Below are 18,873 nucleotides of genomic sequence, written 5' to 3'. Positions count from 1 at the left end.
TCCCTCCCTGTAATAATTCCGCTCCGCCGACCGGCGTGCCGGTGGCGTCGGGCGGCGCGGAGGGCGCGCCCGGGTCGCTCCCCGTGCGCCGGGTACCGCCGTTCGTCACCGCCTCAGCGCCGGTGGCCGGCCGGGAGGCGGGTGCGGAAGGTGCAACCGGCCGGGGTGTCCTCGATGGTGAGGGTGCCGCCGTGGAGGGCGGCGATGTCACGGGCGATCGACAGACCGAGGCCGGTGCCGCCGTCGTCGCGGCTGCGGGCGTCGTCGAGCCGGGTGAAACGCTCGAACACCTTCTCCCGCTCGGCGGACGGGACGCCCGGGCCGTCGTCGGCGACGTCGAGGACCGCCCCGCCGGTCTCCCCGTCGAGGGCGAGCCGCACCGTCACCCGGTGGCGGGCGTGGCGCTCGGCGTTGTCGAGCAGGTTGGTCAGCAGCCGCCCGAGCCACATCGGGTTCCCGGTCACCGCGACCCCGTCGGCCAGCTCCGCCACCACCCCCGTCCGCCCGGCGCCCCGGCCGTCCAGGCAGGTGCGCACCAGCTCGGCAAGGTCCAGTTCCTCGGCCGGGCCGTTGTGTCCGGTGGAGTCGAGGCGGGCGAGCAGCAGCAGGTCGGCCGCGAGCGACTGGAGCCGGTCGGTGTCCTGGAGCGCGCCGGCCACCATGTCCGCGCGGACGCCGGGGTCGGGGTGGGTGTGGGCGACCTCCAGTTGGGTGCGCAGCACAGCGAGCGGGCTGCGCAGTTCGTGGGAGGCGTCGGCGATGAAGCGGCGCTGGCGGACCCCGGCGGCCTCCAGCCGGTCGAGCATGGCGTTCATGGTGCGGGCGAGACGGGCGATCTCGTCCTCGCTGCCGGGTTCGGGCACCCGGCGGGCGAGGTCGCGGTCGCCGATCGCGGCGACCTCGGCGCGGATCGCCTCGACGGGGCGCAGCGCGCGGCCGGTCGCCCGCCAGGTCACCATGCCGACGGTGGCCACCAGGACGGCGCTGAGTCCGCCGAGCGCGGCGGTGGTGAGGTCCTCGGCGGTGTCGGCGGTGTGCAGGGAGGCGCCGACCCGGACGGTGACCGGACCGTTCGGGGTGTCGGTGGTGAGGGTGGTGACCCGCTGGTGGTGCTCGCCGCCGAACATGCCGAGGTCGAAGCTGTCGTGGCCGTCGTCGGCGCCGGTGAGGGCGGGATGGCCGGCGAGGTTCTGGCTGGCGGCGACCACGGCCCCGGACGCGTCGGTGACCTGGATGAAGTCGGTGCCGGGGCCGAGCGGGAGCACGTGCGGCAGGGGGCCCTGGGCGGCGGCACCGGCCACCGCCCCGGCCTGCTCGCGGGCGGCGGTGTCGACGGTGCGGTGCAGGTTGACCCGCATCAGGAGCACCACGGCGGCGGAGGCGGCCAGCAGGACAACGGCGACGGCCGCGCAGGCGGCGATCGTGGTGCGGGTGCGGACCGAGCGGGGCGCCAGCCGCTCGGTCGCGGCGGTCACCCTCGGCGAGCCCAGCAGCCGGCCGGCCCGCCGGCGGAGGGCCGCGAGCGCCCCGGTGCGGGCGGGGCCGGCCGCCCTCGGACCAGCGGCTCCGGGGTCAGCCACCGTCGGCCGCCAGCCGGTAGCCGACGCCGCGCACGGTCTGCACCGCGGTCCGTCCGAACGGCGCGTCGATCTTGCGCCGGAGGGCGCTGATGTGGACCTCGACGGTGTTGGCCCCGCTGTCGGGGCCGCCGTCCCAGACCTCGTCGAGGATCTCCCGCTTGGAGACCACCTCGCCCGCCCGGCGCGCGAGGTGGTCCAGGACGGCGAACTCGCGCGGGGTCAGCGCGACCGGTGTCCCGGCCCGGGCGCAGGTGCGGGCGGCGGAGTCCACCACCAGGTCGCCGAGCACGGTGCGCTGCGGGGCGCGGGAGCCGATGCGCCGCGCCAGGGCCTTGAGGCGGGCGACCAGGACGAGGAAGGAGAAGGGCTTGGAGAGGAAGTCGTCGGCCCCGGTGTCCAGGGCCTCGGCCTCGTCCCACTCGCCGTCCTTGGCGGTGAGCATCAGGATCCCCGCGTCACTGCCGGCGGCCCGCAGCCGGGAGCAGACCCGGTAGCCGTTGAGGCCGGGCAGCATGATGTCGAGGATGATCACGTCGTAGGCGTGGTCGGTGGCGCGGGCGAGTCCGGACAGGCCGTCGTGGACGATGTCGACGGCGAACCCCTCGACCTCCAGGCCGTGCTTGATCGCCAGGGCGAGCCGCTGTTCGTCCTCCACCACCAGTACGCGCATGCCCCCAGGGTCGCAGGTCACCGCGCCGGGGAGCTGAAGACGTCTTCAGGTCTTCAGCGGGCCTTCAGCGCCGTTCGGTCATGCTGGCCGTGTCAGTGGGCACGAGGCCCGGCCTCCGGGCACGGCCGGGTCCCCTTCTCGGAAAGGCGCTTCCATGGTGCTACCCCCGACGGCCGTGCTGGCCGTCAATCCGCTGGACGCGGGCTCGCTGCTGGCCGCGTTCGGCGCGCTGGGCATCGCCGTGATCATGTTCGCGGAGACCGGCCTGCTGGTCGGCTTCTTCCTGCCCGGTGACTCACTGCTGTTCACCGCCGGTCTGCTGTGCACCACCGGCGAGCACAGCGGCCCGCACCTGAACCTCGGCCAGGTGCTGGCGGCTGCGGTGGTCGGCGCCCTCACCGGTGCCCAGGTCGGCTACCTGCTGGGGCGGCGCGGCGGACGCGCCCTGCTCACCCGCTCCGGCAACAAGCACCTGCACGAGGGCGCGGTGCGGGCGGAGGAGATCCTGACCCGCTACGGCCACCGCAAGGCCGTCGTGCTCGCCCGCTTCGTGCCGGTGGTGCGCACCGTCCTCAACCCGCTGGCCGGCGCGCTCGGCGTGAACGTCCGCACCTTCACGGTGTGGCAGGTCGTGGGCGGCGTGGTGTGGACGGTCGGCCTGGTCATGGCGGGCTACGCGCTGGGCTCCTCGGTCCCGAACGTCGACCGCTACCTGCTGCCGATCGTCGCGGTCGTGGTGGCGGTCTCGCTGCTGCCGCTGGTGCTGGAAGTGCTGCGCGCCCGCCGTCGGGGCCGGGGCCGGTGAGCGGGCCCGGGGGTGGACCCGTGGGTGCGCTCGCCGTCGACGGCCGCCCGGTCGACGGCGGCCTGTACCTGCGGATGGACCGCTGGGCCGAGCACCTCCCGGCGCCGCTGCAGCACCTCGTCGCCGCCTACGCCGTCGCCGGGCTGCTGCTGCTCGCCGCCCTGATGCTGCTCGGCTGGTGGCGCTCGCGCCGCGCCGACGACGTCCTGATGGCCCGCGCGCTGGCCGTGCCCCTGGTGGTCACGCTCGCGTTCGCCGCGGACACCCTGCTCAAGTCGGTGCTGCGCGAACCCCGGCCCTGCCAGGTCCTCGACGTCGGCCGGACCCTGGAGCCCTGCCCCGGCGCCGGCGACTGGTCGCTGCCCAGCAACCACACCGTGATCGTGTTCGCCGGAGCCGCCGCCCTGTGGCACGTCGACCGGCGCCTCGGCGCGCTCGGACTGCTGCTGGCCGCCGCGATGGGCCTGAGCCGGGTGCTGGTCGGCGTCCACTACCCGCACGACGTGCTCCTCGGAGCCGCGATCGGCGCGGCCGTCGGCCATCTGCTCGGCCTGCTGTCCGGCCGGGCCGCGCCCCTGGTCGACCGGGCCCGCACCGGCGGACTGCGGAGGTGGCTGACCGTATGAGCGCCCGTCCCTCGACGGCGGTCGGCGCCGTCCTCGCCCTCGGTGTCGCGGTGTTCGCCGCCCTCGCCGCCCTGGTCGCCGCCCACGGCTGGGGGCCGTACGGGTTCGAGCGCGGCACGCTCGACTGGGTGGTGACCCACCGGCCGCACCCGGCCGAGCGGACCGCCGAGCTGCTCACCGATCTGGGCACCGGAGTCTTCTCCTATCTGTTCGCCCTCGCCGCCGGAACCCTCCTCGCGCGGGCGACCCGCCCACACCGGTCCCGACCGGCCGCCGTCGCCGTGCTGCTCGCCCCGGTGGCGTGGCTGGCGGCGGGGCAGCTGCTGCGCCAGGGCCTGATGCACGGCTTCGGCCGACCCCGCCCGCCGGCCGCCGACTGGGCCTTCACGGCGCACGGCTTCGCCTTCCCCTCCGGGCACGCCTTCACCGGCGCCCTCTCGGCGGGACTGCTCGCCCTCGCGGTCACCGCGGCGCGCCCGGGCGCGGCCCGCCCCGCCGCGACGGCCGCCGCCGGCTTCGCGCTGCTGATCGGCTGCACCCGGGTCTACCTCGGCGTGCACTGGCCGCTGGACGTCCTGGCGGGCTGGGTGCTGGCCGCCGCCTGGCTCGCCCTGGGCGTCCTGCTGTTCCGGAAGCGGCTCCGCGCGCTCCGGGACGCAGCGCTGCGGGACGAAGCGCTGCGAGGTGACCGCGCTCCGAGGTGAATGCACTGCCAGGTGAATGCACTGCCGGGTGACCGCCCCGGGCGCGCCCGGATTCGACCCCGGTCGAAGGGCTTTGCCCGGGTGACGCGAGCACGGCGAGACTCGTCGAGGCAACAAGCCACCTGGAGAAGTGACCTGAGGAGAGTGACCGTCATGAGGATCGCGCCTTCCCTCGTTCCCCGCACCGGTGTCGCCCTGGGGGCCGTACTGATGGCGGCCGGCCTGCTGGGCGGGACCGCCGCCCACGCCGCCGACGGCGCCCCGGCGGCCGGCGCGCCCGCCGCCGCGGCACCGGCCGTCGCGGCCGCGCCCGCCTCGGACGCCGACCAGACCGTCATCCAGGGCACCACCGGCCTGAACCGGGGCCAGAGCTGGTCCTCGCCGGACGGCAGCACCGTGCTGTACCAGCAGTGGGACGGCCACGTGGTGCTCTACAAGAACAACGTCGCGATCTGGACGGCCGTCGGCACCTACGGCGTCGGGACGTACCTCTACATGCAGGCCGACGGCAATCTCGTCGCCTACGACGCCGCCATGCGCGCGGTCTGGAACAGCCGTACCCCGTACCACCCCGGCGCCTACCTCGCGATCCAGAACGGCGGCAACCTGGCCGTCTACTACGGCGGCACGCCGATCTGGTGGTCGAACTACCGGCCCGGCGGCACCGGCCCGATCGACCCCGACCCCGAGTGCACCCCCACCACGCACCAGCTCTGCCCGTAACGGAACACCTCGCACCGGCGACCGCCGGGGCCGCTCCCACCGGACGCGGCCCCGGCGGTCGGCGTTCGCGCGGCACGACACTGCCGGGCCGGGCCGGACCGGATTCTGCACGAAAGGGCAGAGCTCCCGGCCCCGTCATATGGAAGCCGTAAGGAGCGGCCGCGCGGCGGATTTCCGCGCCTATCGTCCTTCTCGGTCGGGACGAGAATGTCCCCGACGCGAGCAGAAAGACGATTCCGCCATGAAAACCCTGTCCCGCCTGAAACGCGCATTCGCCTGCGGGGTCACCGCCGTCGCCCTGGTCGGCGGCCTCACCGCGCAGTCCGCCCAGGCCGCGCCGTCGCCCGGTTTCCCGGTGGACAAGACCTGCGGGACCCCGGCCGTGCCGGGCGGCGGCAACTGCATGACCTCGCTGATCAGCTCCGGTTTCGACATGATCCGGGCCATGCGCGGCGCCGCCAACGCCAACAAGCTGGACAACGCGGAGTTCACGCAGAGAACCGCGTCGCAGCTGAGCCAGAAGTTTCCCGGTTTCAATGTCCTGGTGTTCAAGACCGTCGGCACCGACATGTACGACACCGAATTGTTCACGAACGAGCACAAGGCCGATATGAAGGGGGTGCTGATCGACACCACCTACAAGCTGAACCATTTCATGAACAAGGAGGAGCAGAAGGACCCCTCGGGGTACGACAAGTTCCGGATCTGGGTGTTCCAGGGCGACTCGACCTTCCGCAACCGGGGCGACGGCGGCTACATGAACTGGGCGTTCGTCGGCAACGACGGCGACAGCGTCAAGAAGGAGCCGTGGACCTGCCGGTCGGGCACCGCGCGGCCCTACAAGTGCGACGGCGACGTGCGCACCCTGCACTTCCCCGCCCGCTCCGGCTACGGCAGCAGGACCGGCAGCCTGACCCCCGACAGCGCCCCCGGCAACCACGCCTGCCTGGACGTGAGCGGCAACGGCAGCGCGAACGGCACCCCCGTGCAGATGTGGGAGTGCAACGGCGGCGACGCCCAGAAGTGGACCTACAACGGCTACAAGCTCCGGGCCGCCAACGGCAAGTGCCTCGACCTGGCGGACAACAGGGCCGCCAACGGGAACAAGCTCCAGGTCTGGGACTGCCTGGAGATCCCCGGCCAGCGCTGGCACATGTCAGCCAGCGGAGGCTTTCGGCACATGACGGACCCGGACGACCGCTCCAAGGACGTCTGCATCGACGACTACAGCGGCCGCACCGCCAACGGCAGCTCCGTGGTGGCCTGGGCCTGCGGTTCCGACAGCAACCGCGACGCGCCCAACCAGAACTGGGCCTGGGGCGGCACCCCGCCGACCACCAACCCCACCAACCCCACCACGCCCGGCAACGGTGCCGACGTGACCCTGAAGCTCGACAACGGCCTGGGCGCCCTCCCGGTCAGCGGCTCCGCCGGTGCCGCCGTGGTCCCCGGGATCCGGGGCGGCAACGAGTCCAAGTGGAAGCTCACCCCGGTGGGCGGCGGCCGCTACCGGATCACCAGCTCCTACGGCCTCGACCTCACCGAGAGCGGCGGCTACATGGCCGAGCTCCAGCCGTGGAGCAACTCCTCGAAGCAGAAGTGGGAGCTGTTCGGCGTCGGCAGCGGCAGGTACCAGATCCGGATCTCCGACGACGACTGCCTCGCCCACGACGCCGACTTCAAGCAGCTCGGCGTGTGGACGTGCAAGCGCGGCTGGCAGCAGGAGTGGGTGCTCGAATCGGCCTCCGGCGGAGTGGTCACCCCGGGCGGCGGCGGGGGCACTCCGACCGATCCGAAGGACCCGAAGGACCCGAAGCCCCCGACGGGCGGCGGCGGCGCGAGCGTCCCGACCGAGCGGCCGCTGTTCCTGAAGCTCGACAACGGCCTGGGCGCCACGGCCCCCAACGAGACCGCGAGCTGGGGCGCGCCGGTCCTGGGCGGCATCCTGGGCTACAAGGGGTCCACCTGGACGATCAAGCCGCTCGGCGGCGACCGGTACCGGATCGTCAACGACCTCGGCTACAACCTCACCGAGAACCCCGACACCTACGTGGCCGAGCAGCAGGCCTGGGGCGACACCTCCAACCAGAAGTGGAAGTTCGTCGCCGTCGGCAACGGCAAGTACCGGATCCAGATCTCCGACGACGACTGCCTCACCCACGACTCCGACCACAAGCAGCTCGGCGTCTGGACCTGCGAGGGCGGCTGGAAGCAGGAGTGGTCCCTCCAGCTCCGCTGACGGACGGCGGCCGGGGCCGGGGGCGGCGGACGCCCCCGGCCCCGGCCCGATCGGTCGGCGCGCGCGACTCCCCTGGCGTGTCGCGCCCGCCGACCGACTACCCTGGACCGCTTGCCAGTCCCGCCGTCCCGCCGTCCCTCCCGAGGAGCCCAGCGCCGTGTCCGACAGCTTCGCGCACCTGCACGTCCACACGGAGTACTCGATGCTGGACGGGGCCGCGAAGAACGGCAAGCTCTTCGCCGAGGCGGAGAGACAGGGCATGCCCGCCATCGCGATGAGTGACCACGGCAACATGTTCGGCGCCTACGAGTTCTTCCACTCCGCCGCCAAGACCGGCGTCAAGCCGATCATCGGCATCGAGGCGTACGTCGCCCCGTCCTCGCGCTTCCACAAGAAGCAGGTGTTCTGGTCCCCCGGCGGCCAGCGCCCGGCCAGCGCGGACGGCGAGGGCGGCAAGGACGTCTCCGGCGGCGGCCGCTACACCCACATGACCATGTGGGCGGAGAACGCCACCGGCCTGCGGAACCTCTTCCGGCTCTCCTCGCTCGCGTCGATGGAGGGCTACTACATGAAGCCCCGGATGGACCGCGAGCTGATCGCCGCCAACGCCACCGGCATCATCGCCACCACCGGCTGCCCCTCCGGCGAGGTGCAGACCCGGCTGCGGCTCGGGCAGTACGAGGAGGCCGTCAAGGCGGCCGGCGCCTACCAGGACATCTTCGGCAAGGAGAACTACTTCCTGGAGCTGATGGACCACGGCCTGTCCATCGAGCAGCAGGTCCGCGACGACCTGCTGCGCCTCGCCAAGCAGCTGAACATCCCGCTGCTGGCCACCAACGACTCGCACTACGTCACCGCCGACCAGGCGGACGCCCACGACAGCCTGCTCTGCGTCGGCGTGGGCAAGAACAAGGACGACCCGAACCGGTTCAAGTTCCAGGGCACCGGCTACTACGTCAAGACCGCCGAGGAGATGCGCGAGCTCTTCCGCGAGCTGCCGGAGGCCTGCGACAACACGCTGGCCATCGCGGAGCGGGTCGAGTCGTACGACGAGGTGTTCACCTACGTCGACCGGATGCCGCAGTTCGACGTCCCCGAGGGCGAGACCCAGGCCTCGTTCCTGCGCCAGAAGATCGCCGCCGGGCTCCAGCACCGCTACGGCGACAACCCGAGCCAGGAGGTGCTGGACCGGGTCGAACTGGAGATGGGCGTCATCTCGCCGATGGGCTTCGACGCCTACTTCCTCGTGGTCGCCGACATCTGCCAGTACGCCCGGGACAACGGCATCCCGGTCGGCCCGGGCCGAGGCTCGGCGGCCGGCTCGATGGTCTCCTACCTGACCCGGATCACCGAGCTGGACCCGCTGGAGCACGATCTGCTGTTCGAGCGGTTCCTGAACCCCGAGCGCATCAACCCCCCGGACGTCGACATCGACTTCGACGACCGCCAGCGCGACCAGATGGTGCGCTACGTCACCGACAAGTACGGCTCCGCCTACACCGCCCAGGTCAACACCTTCGGCACGATCAAGGCGAAGGCCGCCGTCAAGGACGCCAACCGCATCCTCGGCTACCCGTTCGCCATGGGCGACCGGATCACCAAGGCGATGCCGCCGGACGTCATGGGCAAGGGCGTCCCGCTGGCGGACCTCTTCAACGACAAGCACCCGCGGTACAACGAGGGCACCGAGATCCGCTCGCTGTACGAGAACGAGTCCGATGTCAAGAAGATCATCGACACCGGCCTGGGCATCGAGGGCCTGATCCGCGGCACCGGCGTGCACGCCGCGGCCGTCATCCTCTCCTCGACACCGCTGCTCGACCTCATCCCGCTGCACATGCGGGACAAGGACGGCGTGATCATCACCGGCTTCGACTACCCGTCGTGCGAAGCCATGGGCCTGATCAAGATGGACTTCCTGGGGCTGCGGAACCTGGGCATCATCGATCACTGCATCAAGATCGTCAAGGCCAACCGCGGCGTGGACGTCGACATCGAGAAGATCCCGATCGACGACCCCACCACCTACCAGCTGCTGGCCCGCGGCGACACCCTCGGCGTGTTCCAGCTCGACGGCGGCCCCATGCGCGCCCTGCTCAAGCTGATGAAGCCGACCGAGTTCGCCGACATCTCCGCCGTCTCCGCGCTGTACCGGCCCGGCCCGATGGGCATGAACTCGCACACCAACTACGCGCTGCGCAAGAACGCCCAGCAGGAGATCATCCCGATCCACCCCGAGCTGGAGGCGCCGCTCGCCGACGTCCTCGGCCCCACCTACGGCCTCATCGTCTACCAGGAGCAGGTCCAGCGAGCGGCCCAGGTGCTCGCCGGCTACTCGCTCGGACAGGCCGACCTGCTCCGCCGGGCGATGGGCAAGAAGAAGAAGGAGGTGCTGGAGAAGGAGTTCGTCCCCTTCCACGCGGGCTGCAAGGAGCGCGGCTACTCCGACGAGGCCATCCAGTCCGTCTGGGACGTCCTGGTCCCGTTCGCCGGCTACGCCTTCAACAAGTCGCACTCCGCCGCCTACGGACTGGTCTCGTACCAGACCGCCTACCTCAAGGCCAACTACCCCGCCGAGTACATGGCCGCCCTGCTCACGTCGGTCGCCGACGACAAGGACAAGATGGCGGTCTACCTGGCCGAGTGCCGGCAGATGGGCATCCGGATCCTCTCCCCCGACGTCAACGAGTCGGTGGTCGACTTCACCGCCGTCGGCAGCGACGTGCGCTTCGGCCTGAAGGCGGTGCGCAACGTCGGCGTCCCGGTCATCGAATCGCTGGTGGCCACCCGGGCGGAGAAGGGCAAGTACACCTCGTTCCCGGACTTCCTGGACAAGGTCGAGCTGGTGGTGTGCAACAAGCGCACCGTCGACTCCCTGGTCAAGGCGGGCGCCTTCGACTCGCTCGGGCACACCCGGCTCTCGCTCAGCACCGTGCACGAGACCGCGATCGACGCCGTCACCGGGCTGAAGAAGCAGCAGGCGATCGGCCAGGACGACCTCTTCGGCGCCCTCGACGCCGAGGAGGGCGGCGGCATCGGGCTGGACTTCCAGCTCACCGACCGCGAGTGGCCGCGCCGCCAACTGCTCTCCCTGGAGCGGGAGATGCTCGGCCTCTACGTCTCCAGCCACCCGCTCGACGGCGCCGAGCACATCCTCTCCCAGAACCGCGACACCTCGATCGCCGACCTGCTCGGCTCGGGCCGCACCGAGGGCGAGGTCCGCCTCTCCGGCCTCATCACCGCCGTGGACCGCCGGATCAACAAGGCCGGCAACGCCTGGGCGATCATCACCGTCGCCGACCGCGACGGCTCGGTCGAGGTGCTCTTCTTCCCCGCCACCTACAATCTGATGGCCGATCAGATGATCGAGGACAACGTCGTCTCGGTCCGGGGCCGCCTCAACGAGCGCGACGGCTCACTGAGCATCTTCGGGCAGGAGCTCACCACCCTCGACGTGTCCTCCGCCGAGCTCGGCACCAAGCCCCCGGTCCAGATCACCGTCCCGGCCGCCCGGGTCACCCCGGGGGTCGTCGCCGAGCTCAAGCTCGCCCTCCAGGCCCACCCCGGCGACGTCCCCGTCCGTCTGCTCACCACCGGCTGGGACAAGGACACCCTCTACGAGCTCGGCTTCCAGGTGAACCCCGACAACGGCTTCGCCTCCGACGTCAAGACCCTGCTCGGCAACCGCTCCTGGATGGGCACGAGCGTCCGCTGACGGAGCCCGGCGACGGGGCGGCGACAGTACTGCGAGGCGGGCCGGTGGCCACCACCGGCCCGCCGCGCCGCGCTCCGCCCCGCCGTGGCCTGCTAGGTTCCCTCCGGACGAACGTACGTACGGGGGGTAGCGCTGTGGTCGGGCCGGGAGCAATCGCGGGAATCGCACTGGTGGAACTCGGCATGGTGATGACACCGGGGCCGAACATGATCTACCTGGTCTCCCGCTCCATCGCCCAGGGCCGCCGGGCCGGGCTGACCTCGCTGGCCGGCGTCGCCCTCGGCTTCCTGGTCTACCTGTTCGCGGTGTCGGCCGGGATCGCGACCGTCTTCGCGCTGGTGCCGGAGATCTACCTGGCGGTCAAGCTGGCCGGGGCCGGCTACCTGCTGTGGCTCGCCTGGAAGGCCGTCCGGCCGGGCGGGAGCTCCGCGTTCGCCGCCCAGGAGCTGCCGCACGACGGGCCGCGGAAGCTGTTCCTGATGGGCCTGCTCACCTGCCTGCTCAACCCCAAGGTGGCGATCCTCTACATCTCGCTGCTGCCGCAGTTCGTCGATCCGTCGCGCGGTCACGTCGGCCTGCAGGGCGTGGTACTGGGGCTGACCCTGATCGTGGTCGGGGTCGCGGGCAACGCCTTCTTCATCGTCACGGCCGGCTCGGTCGCCGGGTTCTTCTCCCGGCACCCGCTCTGGCAGCGCGTGCACCGCTACGTGGTGGGCACCGCCCTGGCGGGCTTCGCGATCCGGATCGCCACCGAGCGTTCGGGCGCGGCGGTCGCCCTGCGCTGACCGCCGCGCGCCGACCGCCGCGCGCGGTGCGGCTCAGGCGGCGCGGCAGAGCCCCGTGGGGTCGGCGGCCGCGATCCGGGCACGGGCGACGGCCACGGTCAGGGGGCGGGCCTCGGTGGCGGCCGCCGAGCGGGTGCGCGCGAACACCACCAGGCGCAGCACCGCGAACCGGGCGACGCCCGCCAGCCCGGAGGCCGAGAGGTAGACGACCTGCTCGGCCACCGCGCCGGGCCGCGCCACCACCTGGTGCAGGACGAGCACCGCCGAGCAGGTCACCGCGTACGCGGCCACCGCCGATCCGGCCGACTGGACGTGCTGCCGCCAGGTCGCACGGCCGCCCAGGCCGAAGGTGAAGCGGGCGTGCAGCTCGGTCGCGAGCAGCGTGGAGGCTGCGGTGACCAGCGCGTTGACCAGGACCCAGGGGACCTGCGGGAGCCACCCGGCCAGGGCCGCCACGGCGAAGCTCGCGGCCACGCCCACGCCGCCGCCGCAGACCACGAAGCGGGCGAAGGCGACCAGGCCCCCGACCTCCGCCCGCTCCCGGCGCCGCTCTGCCGTCATGATCCGCCCCTTCGGTTCCCGCTCCCCCGGAACGCGCGCCCCCGACCGAGGGGCCGGGAGCGCGCGTTTCCTCTTGGCATCAGCATGGCGTAAGCAATGGCGCCATGTCCAGTCCGCATGGCGCCACAATGGCGCCATGCGCGCTGAGGGGCGACGCCTACCGGAACAGGCGGTCGCCGCCGTTCGCCATCCGATGGGTACCGCTGTGGCGGTTGACCCAGTCGCGGACGAGGTTGACGGCGTTGGCGCACTGCCAGCCGCTGTCGTACTCGCGCACGCCGGTGAAGGCGCCGTAGCCGGCGATGATGCCGTCCACCTGGGCGTCACCGAGGAGCTTGTCGACGTACCAGGGGTCGTTGTAGGTGGTCGTCCAGGAGAAGGTGGCCGCGAGCCGACCGGCGGACCGGTCGGCGGCGCCCTTCTTCAGTTCGGCGCAGGTGTTCCAGGTGGCCTCGGTGCAGTTGCCGAAGCCCTTGGTGATGTCGCTGTCCCCGTAGCCCATCACCCGGCGGCCGGCCGGGAAGCCGGAACCGGAGCGGTCGAAGGCGCCGCGCACCTGGTCGCGGGTGCCGGTCGTGGTGATGCCCTCCAGCGGACCGAGCCGGCCCGCCAGGCTCTGCCAGCCCCGGCCGCCGACGTCCGGGGTGCCGCCGCCGTGGTACTCGAAGAAGCCGTAGAGCACCTGGATCCCGGCGGCCGTCAGACGCTGGGCCTTGTCGCGCAGGCCGGCGACGCTGCAGGTGCGGTTGGGCTCCTCGCCGCAGTAGTTCGGGTCCTTGATGTCCAGCCAGACCAGCGACAGCCGGCGGCCCGCGTTGGCGTGGGAGAGGATGCGGTCCAGCATGCTGTCGAAGCTGGGCCCGAGTCGGTTCTCGCCGGCCGAGGAGCAGTCGTGCCAGGCGCGCCACTCGTTCGGGTTCCACCAGGCGCAGACGTCGATCTCGATGGCGTTGGCACCGTGGCCGATAGCGGCGTCCACCCCGTCGAGGGTGTCCACCCGGTGCGCGACGGCGTAGACCGGGCGGCGCGCGTCGGCCGCCTGCGCGGGGGCCGCGAGCGCGGTGGTCCCGAGGATCGCGCACAGCGCCGCCACCAGGGCGGGCACCGTCCGCAGCCGGGCGCCGCGCAGGCGGGTTCCGCGTGAGCGGGTGTCGCGGTGAGTCGTCGTCACGAAGTCGCTCCCTTCTCGTCGTTCGTCGTTCGTCGGTACTCGATTTGTCAGCTCCCCGTCAATCGATACCACCAACCACGGGTCGACGTACGGTGAACGGAGGGTTCCACGGCGGCCGCGCCGTCCGGTCCGCCGGCCTGTCGACTCCCCCGTCCTACCCGCGCGCGGAGATCATCTACAGTGCTGTAGAAGTCGGCTGACGAGGGGCCGGTACGGCACCGGACCCGTCACGCCGAGGACCGAACGACAGGAGAAGCAGTGAAGTCGCGCATACTCGCGAAGGTCGCCCCCGCCCTCGTGGCCGCCGGGCTGTTGCTGGGCGCACCGGCCACGGCCGCAGTCGCCGCCCCCGCCGTCGCCGCCCCCGCCGTTTCCCGCGCCGCCGCGCCGGCCGGCCCGACGACGGCCGTGCCCGCCGCTGCCGTCAACGCCGCGCCTGCCGCCGCCCACGGCACCCCCCTCGCGGCGGGCGACAAGAAGGACGAGAAGAAGAAGGGCGGCTTCTTCAAGAAGCTCGGCATCGCCGTGATCGTCGTCATCCTGCTGATCGTGCTGTTCGTGATCGGGCTGATCGTCGCGATCGTGTTCGCCGTCCGGGCGATCTTCCGGCGCCGCCGGACAGCGTGACACCAACGGACGGTGTGACACCAACGGACAGCGCGGCACCGCCGGACAGCGTGGCACCGCCGGGCCCGGGTCGACGCGCACGCGGGAGCGCGTGGCGACCCGGGCCTTACGCCGCACTGATTTGCCATTCCTTTACACTTCTGTAGAAACAGATCATCCTCTGCACGAAGGAGTCGCGGACCCCGCGATGGACGAACCTCCCAGTCATCACCCAGCCGTTCCCCGCTGCCCGTCGTACGCGCCGACCGGGGCGGGGGTGACCCGGTGAGCGAGGCGCTCCTGCTGGTCCTGGCCCTGCTCCTCACCGCGGCCTGCGCCCTGTTCGTCGCCGCCGAGTTCTCCCTCACCACCGTGGAACGCGCCGCCGTCGAACGGGCGGCCGAAGCCGGTGAGCGGGGCGCCGCGACCGCGCTCAAGGCCGTCCGGCGGCTCACCTTCCAGCTCTCCGGTGCCCAACTGGGCATCACCATCACCAGTCTGGTGATCGGTATGATCGCGCAGCCCTCGGTGGCCGCGCTGCTCCGCGGCCCGCTGGAGGCCGTCGGCCTGCCCGAGGCCGCCGCCGAGACCGGCTCGCTCGTCCTCGGTGTGCTGCTGTCGACCGTCGTACTGATGGTCGCCGGCGAACTCGTGCCCAAGAACTGGGCGATCTCCCGCCCGCTGGCCGTCGCCAAGGTGGTGGCCGCCCCGCAGTACTGGTTCTCGGCCGCCTTCGCGCCGTTCATCGGTCACCTGAACAACACCGCCAACCGCGTCGTCCGGCGGTTCGGCCTGGAGCCGGCCGAGCACCTCGCCTCCGCCCGCACCCCGCAGGAACTGGTCGCGCTCGCCCGGCACTCCGCCCGCGAGGGCGTGATGGAGCCCGACACCGCTGAGCTGTTCATCCGCTCGCTCAACCTGCGCGAGCTGACGGCGGAGAACGTCATGAAGCCCCGGGTGGACGTCCAGGCCCTGGCGGAGCACGCCACCGCCGCCGACGTCGCCGACCTCACCCGCGCCACCGGCCTGTCCCGCTTCCCGGTCTACCGGGGCAGCCTCGACCACGTCGTCGGCACCGTCCACATCAAGGACGCCCTCGGCGTGCCCGTGGAGCGGCGGGCGAGCCAGCGGGTGTCGGCCCTGATGACCGAGCCGATGCTGGTCCCCGAGACCCTCACCGTCGACCGCCTCCTCGACCGGATGCGCGGCGAGGAGACCCTCGCCGTGGTCATCGACGAGTACGGCGGCACCGCCGGCATCGTCACCCTGGAGGACATCGTCGAGGAGGTCGTCGGCGAGGTCCGCGACGAGCACGACCCCACCGGGACCCCCGACCTGGTCGACCTCGGCACCGCCGAGGACGGGCGGCACCGTTGGGACTCCGACGGCATCACCCGCACCGACGAGCTCGAAGCCATCGGCATGCCGGTGCCCGAAGGGCCGTACGAGACCCTGGCCGGCCTGATCGCCGAACGGCTCGGCCGGATCCCGCAGGTCGGCGACGCCGTCGAGGTCGACGGCTGGACGCTGGAGGTCGGCGCCGTCGCCCACCACGTCGCCGAACGGGTGCGGATCACCGCCCCCGAACCCGCCGCCTCCCCCGACGACGACCGCCCCGAGCACCAGGAGCGGAACCGATGACCGCCGTCCAACTGATCATCGGCCTGCTCACCATCGTGGCCAACGCCTTCTTCGTCGGCGGCGAGTTCGCCCTCATCTCGGTGCGGCGCAGCCAGGTCGAACCGCTCGCCGAGGCCGGTGACCGCCGGGCCCGCACCGTCGTCTGGGGCCTGGAGCACGTCTCCGCCATGCTGGCCACCGCCCAGCTCGGCATCACCGTCTCCTCGCTGGTGCTCGGCATGGTCGCCGAACCGGCCATCGCCCACCTGCTGGAGCCGCCGTTCCACAGCCTGGGCGTGCCGGAGGGCCTGATCCACCCGGTCGCCTTCGTCATCGCCCTGGGGACGGCGACCTATCTGCACATGCTGCTCGGCGAGATGATCCCGAAGAACCTCGCGCTCGCCGCACCCGAGCGGGCCGCCCTGCTGCTGGTGCCGCCGCTGGTGGCGACCTGCCGGGCGGTGCGGCCGGTCGTCTTCGGGATCAACGGCTTCGCCAACCGGATCCTGCGCCTGCTCAGGGTCGAGCCCAAGGACGAGGTGGCCTCGGTGTTCACCGAGGACGAGCTCGCCCGGATGGTCAAGGACTCCTCGGACGCGGAACTGCTCAGCGCCCGGGACACCGAGCTGCTGCACGACGCCCTGGAGCTGGGCTCCCGGCCCGTCTCCGAGGTCGTCACGCCGCGCGAGCGGATCGTCTTCGCCGACCCCGGCACCACACCGGCGCAGCTGGAACAGCTCGCCGCCCGAACCGGCTTCTCGCGTTTCCCGGTGCTCGGCCCGGACCAGCGGGTGGACGGCTATCTGCACATCAAGGACGCGCTCGAACACGACGGCACCCGCGACCGGCCGTTCCCGCCCGGCACGCTCCGCCCGATCGCCCGCGTCCCGGCGGCGATGCCCCTCGACGACGTACTGACCGCGATGCGCCGCTCCGGCACCCACCTCGCGGCCGCAGTCACGGCCGACGGGACGCCCCTCGGCCTGGTCACCATGGAGGACGTCCTCAAGGAACTCGTCGGCCCGGCCCCCACCGCCGGCGCCCGCTGACGCTCCGCCCCCACGGCCCGTGCCGCCCCCCCGCGGGGGGGCGGCACGGGCCGTCGCGTGCCCGGCGCGGATCACTCGGGGAGCCCGGGGCCCTCGGAGCTCCCGGCCCCCTCCGCGCGATCGCTCCCGGCGAGGAGGGTGTGCACCGTGGCGGCCATGGCACGGCGGGCCCGATCCTCGCTCAGGCCGGAGCCTCGCCAGTGGTACCAGGCACTCCAGGTGGTCACCGCGTCCAGACCGTCGAGCAGATCCGTGCGGGCGGGCTCGGGCAGCGGGTCGAGTTCGGTGGCGAAGATCTGGGTGAGCCGCAGTCGGGCGAAGTCCAGCATCTGCTGGACGGCCTCCTGGATCCGGGGGGAGGGGTTCTCCAGGCGCATGACGGCCAGCCGGGCCGGGGTGACACTTTCCAGGATCCGGGCGCGCTGCTCGGCAAGGGCCGCCACCCGAACGTCGCGCGGCCCTTCGGTGGGCAGCGGCCGGATCTGGGTGGCCAGCTGCTCCAGGCGACGGTTGACGGCCACTTCGGCGAGTTCCGCCATGTCCGCGAAGTGGTGGAACACCAGCCGCCGGGAGACCCCCGCGCGTTCGGCCACCTTGTCGGCGGGGAAGTGCGCCTGGTTCTCGTCGATCAGCGACAGCATCGCGTCGGCGATCTTCTCCCTGGTCCGGCGCCCGCGTTCGGTGCGCCCGTCCGGGCCGGGCCCGGTGGCTTCGCCCTGCTTCACGTGGCGCCCCTCCGCCCGCTCGTTGACATCTTTGCACCGCGAGTGCAAGTGTACGCATTGCACGGTGAGTGCAATGAGTTTGAAGCCGCCGCACCCGACGCGGCGCCGCCGAACCCGCACACGTTCACCCGGCACACTCACCACCCCCACCAGACCCAGCCACTCCAGCAGGAGCGAACCCCTTGCACCACCGCCTCCGCCGCAGCGTGCCCGCGCTCACCGCCCTCGGCCTCACCGCCGGGGCCGCAGTCCTCACCGCGCCCGCCGCGCAGGCCGCACCCGACTGCGGACGCGCCCCGGTCCAGTACTCCGTCGACGGCGGCACCCACTGGACGAACAACGCCGCCATGCCCGGCCCGGCCGGCACCGTCCAGGTCCGACTGGCCGGGGAACCCGCCGCCGGCTGCGACTACCACGTCTCGCTCGCCTCGTACGCGACCCAGGGAGCCACCTGGGCCACCTCGGGCCACCACACCCAACTCGGCCGGGCCACCACCACCCTGAACCGCGCGCACTACCGCGACGCCCTCGACGTCAGCGGCCATCTGCCGCCCTGCTTCGGCGAGTTGGCGCTCTACTCGGGCGACGGCAGCTACGACGGGAGCGACAGCGACAACCCCCTGCCGCTCTACCCCGGCGAACCGTACTCGGGCCTGGCCATCGCCACCTGGAACGGCGGCGCCGCGTGCGCCTCCCCCACCCCGACACCGAGCACCACCCCGACTGCCACTCCCACGCTGACGCCCACCCCGACCAGCACCCCGACCACCGCCAGGCCGACCACGGCAACGTCCACGGCCACCACCCCCGCACCGATCGCGCCCACCACTCCGACAGCGACCACCCCGGCACCCGCCCTGCCCACCGCCACCACCACCCCGACCGCCGCCACCACCGCTTCCCCCACGGCCACGGCGACGGCCGCCCCCGCCCTGGCCGCCACGGGAGCCGACAACGGGACCCTCACCGCCCTGGCGATCGGCGCCGTGGCCCTGGCAACCACCGGCGGCGCGGTCCTCTACACCGCCCGCCGCCGCACCACCCGCAGCTGACCCGCCGACAGGCGCCACCGATCCTCCTGCCCGCACCGTCGTCGGCCCACCCGGCGCTGAACGGCTCACCACCCGTGGGACCTGCGGAGTCCGACGTCCGGCGGGCGCACCGCCCGGTGCGCCCGCCGGGCTCGTGACCCTACGAGCACCTCACGGGCGCCGGATGCGATCGCGCCGAGGTACGACGCCGGGTCGAAGGGCTGCGGCGCGGTGACCTCGATGACGGGTGGAGCATCCTGTGA

At 72.5% G+C, this 18,873-nt stretch carries 16 protein-coding genes; 11 read left to right on the top strand and 5 right to left on the bottom strand.

Features of this window, described 5'->3' with window-relative positions:
* Positions 1 to 113 precede the first annotated feature (113 nt).
* Together OG715_RS39805 and OG715_RS39800 are read right to left on the bottom strand one after the other, a co-directional pair.
* On the bottom strand, positions 114 to 1,580 hold the full coding sequence (locus OG715_RS39805; RefSeq protein WP_266272336.1) for a sensor histidine kinase: 1,467 nt from the start codon (positions 1,578 to 1,580) through the stop codon (positions 114 to 116).
* Positions 1,573 to 2,250 carry a response regulator transcription factor gene (locus OG715_RS39800; protein WP_266272337.1) on the bottom strand — a complete coding sequence of 226 codons (678 nt, stop codon included), beginning with the start codon at positions 2,248 to 2,250 and terminating at the stop codon, positions 1,573 to 1,575. Before OG715_RS39800 ends, OG715_RS39805 begins: the two co-directional genes overlap by 8 nt.
* Before the next feature lie 154 nt (positions 2,251 to 2,404).
* Between OG715_RS39800 and OG715_RS39795 the strand changes: the two genes are divergently transcribed.
* The 7 genes from OG715_RS39795 (at position 2,405) to OG715_RS39765 (ending at position 11,847) form a co-directional block, all read left to right on the top strand.
* Entirely contained in the window at positions 2,405 to 3,055 is a 651-nt protein-coding gene (locus tag OG715_RS39795; RefSeq protein ID WP_266272338.1) for a DedA family protein, read from the top strand.
* A 20-nt stretch (positions 3,056 to 3,075) separates the two neighbouring features.
* Positions 3,076 to 3,681 (top strand): phosphatase PAP2 family protein, encoded by a 606-nt coding sequence (locus tag OG715_RS39790; RefSeq protein ID WP_266272339.1) that lies wholly within the window; start codon positions 3,076 to 3,078, stop codon positions 3,679 to 3,681.
* Complete coding sequence (locus OG715_RS39785) at positions 3,678 to 4,385, top strand: phosphatase PAP2 family protein (protein WP_266272340.1); 708 nt, start codon at positions 3,678 to 3,680, stop codon at positions 4,383 to 4,385. The genes OG715_RS39790 and OG715_RS39785 overlap by 4 nt, the downstream gene beginning before the upstream one ends.
* Positions 4,386 to 4,538: 153 nt before the next feature.
* Entirely contained in the window at positions 4,539 to 5,108 is a 570-nt protein-coding gene (locus tag OG715_RS39780) for a hypothetical protein (RefSeq protein ID WP_266272341.1), read from the top strand.
* A 241-nt stretch (positions 5,109 to 5,349) separates the two neighbouring features.
* A complete protein-coding gene (locus OG715_RS39775; RefSeq protein ID WP_266272342.1) occupies positions 5,350 to 7,347 on the top strand; it encodes an RICIN domain-containing protein in 1,998 nt (665 codons plus the stop codon).
* 157 nt (positions 7,348 to 7,504) lie between these two features.
* Entirely contained in the window at positions 7,505 to 11,062 is a 3,558-nt protein-coding gene (gene dnaE, locus OG715_RS39770) for a DNA polymerase III subunit alpha (RefSeq protein WP_266272343.1), read from the top strand.
* Between the two features lie 182 nt (positions 11,063 to 11,244).
* Positions 11,245 to 11,847 (top strand): LysE family translocator, encoded by a 603-nt coding sequence (locus OG715_RS39765; protein WP_266272344.1) that lies wholly within the window; start codon positions 11,245 to 11,247, stop codon positions 11,845 to 11,847.
* A gap of 33 nt (positions 11,848 to 11,880) precedes the next feature.
* Here OG715_RS39765 and OG715_RS39760 read toward each other — a convergent pair whose 3' ends face one another.
* On the bottom strand, positions 11,881 to 12,408 hold the full coding sequence (locus OG715_RS39760; RefSeq protein ID WP_266272345.1) for a GtrA family protein: 528 nt from the start codon (positions 12,406 to 12,408) through the stop codon (positions 11,881 to 11,883).
* 157 nt (positions 12,409 to 12,565) lie between these two features.
* Positions 12,566 to 13,579 (bottom strand): PI-PLC domain-containing protein, encoded by a 1,014-nt coding sequence (locus OG715_RS39755; protein ID WP_266272346.1) that lies wholly within the window; start codon positions 13,577 to 13,579, stop codon positions 12,566 to 12,568.
* Positions 13,580 to 13,837: 258 nt separating this feature from the next.
* On the opposite strand from OG715_RS39755, the gene OG715_RS39750 reads away from it, so the two are divergent.
* From OG715_RS39750 to OG715_RS39740, 3 genes are all read left to right on the top strand, one after another.
* A complete protein-coding gene (locus OG715_RS39750) occupies positions 13,838 to 14,206 on the top strand; it encodes a hypothetical protein (RefSeq protein ID WP_266272347.1) in 369 nt (122 codons plus the stop codon).
* Positions 14,207 to 14,470: 264 nt separating this feature from the next.
* The gene (locus OG715_RS39745) at positions 14,471 to 15,826 is read left to right on the top strand and encodes a hemolysin family protein (RefSeq protein ID WP_266272348.1); all 1,356 of its coding nucleotides are present in this window, start codon (positions 14,471 to 14,473) and stop codon (positions 15,824 to 15,826) included.
* Positions 15,823 to 16,854 carry a hemolysin family protein gene (locus tag OG715_RS39740; protein WP_266272349.1) on the top strand — a complete coding sequence of 344 codons (1,032 nt, stop codon included), beginning with the start codon at positions 15,823 to 15,825 and terminating at the stop codon, positions 16,852 to 16,854. Before OG715_RS39745 ends, OG715_RS39740 begins: the two co-directional genes overlap by 4 nt.
* A 71-nt stretch (positions 16,855 to 16,925) precedes the next feature.
* On the opposite strand, the gene OG715_RS39735 is transcribed toward OG715_RS39740, so the two are convergent.
* The gene (locus OG715_RS39735) at positions 16,926 to 17,579 is read right to left on the bottom strand and encodes a TetR/AcrR family transcriptional regulator (RefSeq protein ID WP_266272350.1); all 654 of its coding nucleotides are present in this window, start codon (positions 17,577 to 17,579) and stop codon (positions 16,926 to 16,928) included.
* 182 nt (positions 17,580 to 17,761) lie between these two features.
* Between OG715_RS39735 and OG715_RS39730 the strand changes: the two genes are divergently transcribed.
* Complete coding sequence (locus OG715_RS39730; protein WP_266272351.1) at positions 17,762 to 18,631, top strand: hypothetical protein; 870 nt, start codon at positions 17,762 to 17,764, stop codon at positions 18,629 to 18,631.
* The last annotated feature ends 242 nt before the right edge of the window (positions 18,632 to 18,873 follow it).

Source organism: Kitasatospora purpeofusca, assembly GCF_036010405.1.
GTDB lineage: Bacteria > Actinomycetota > Actinomycetes > Streptomycetales > Streptomycetaceae > Kitasatospora > Kitasatospora purpeofusca.
This window is presented reverse-complemented; position numbering and strand designations above follow the sequence as displayed.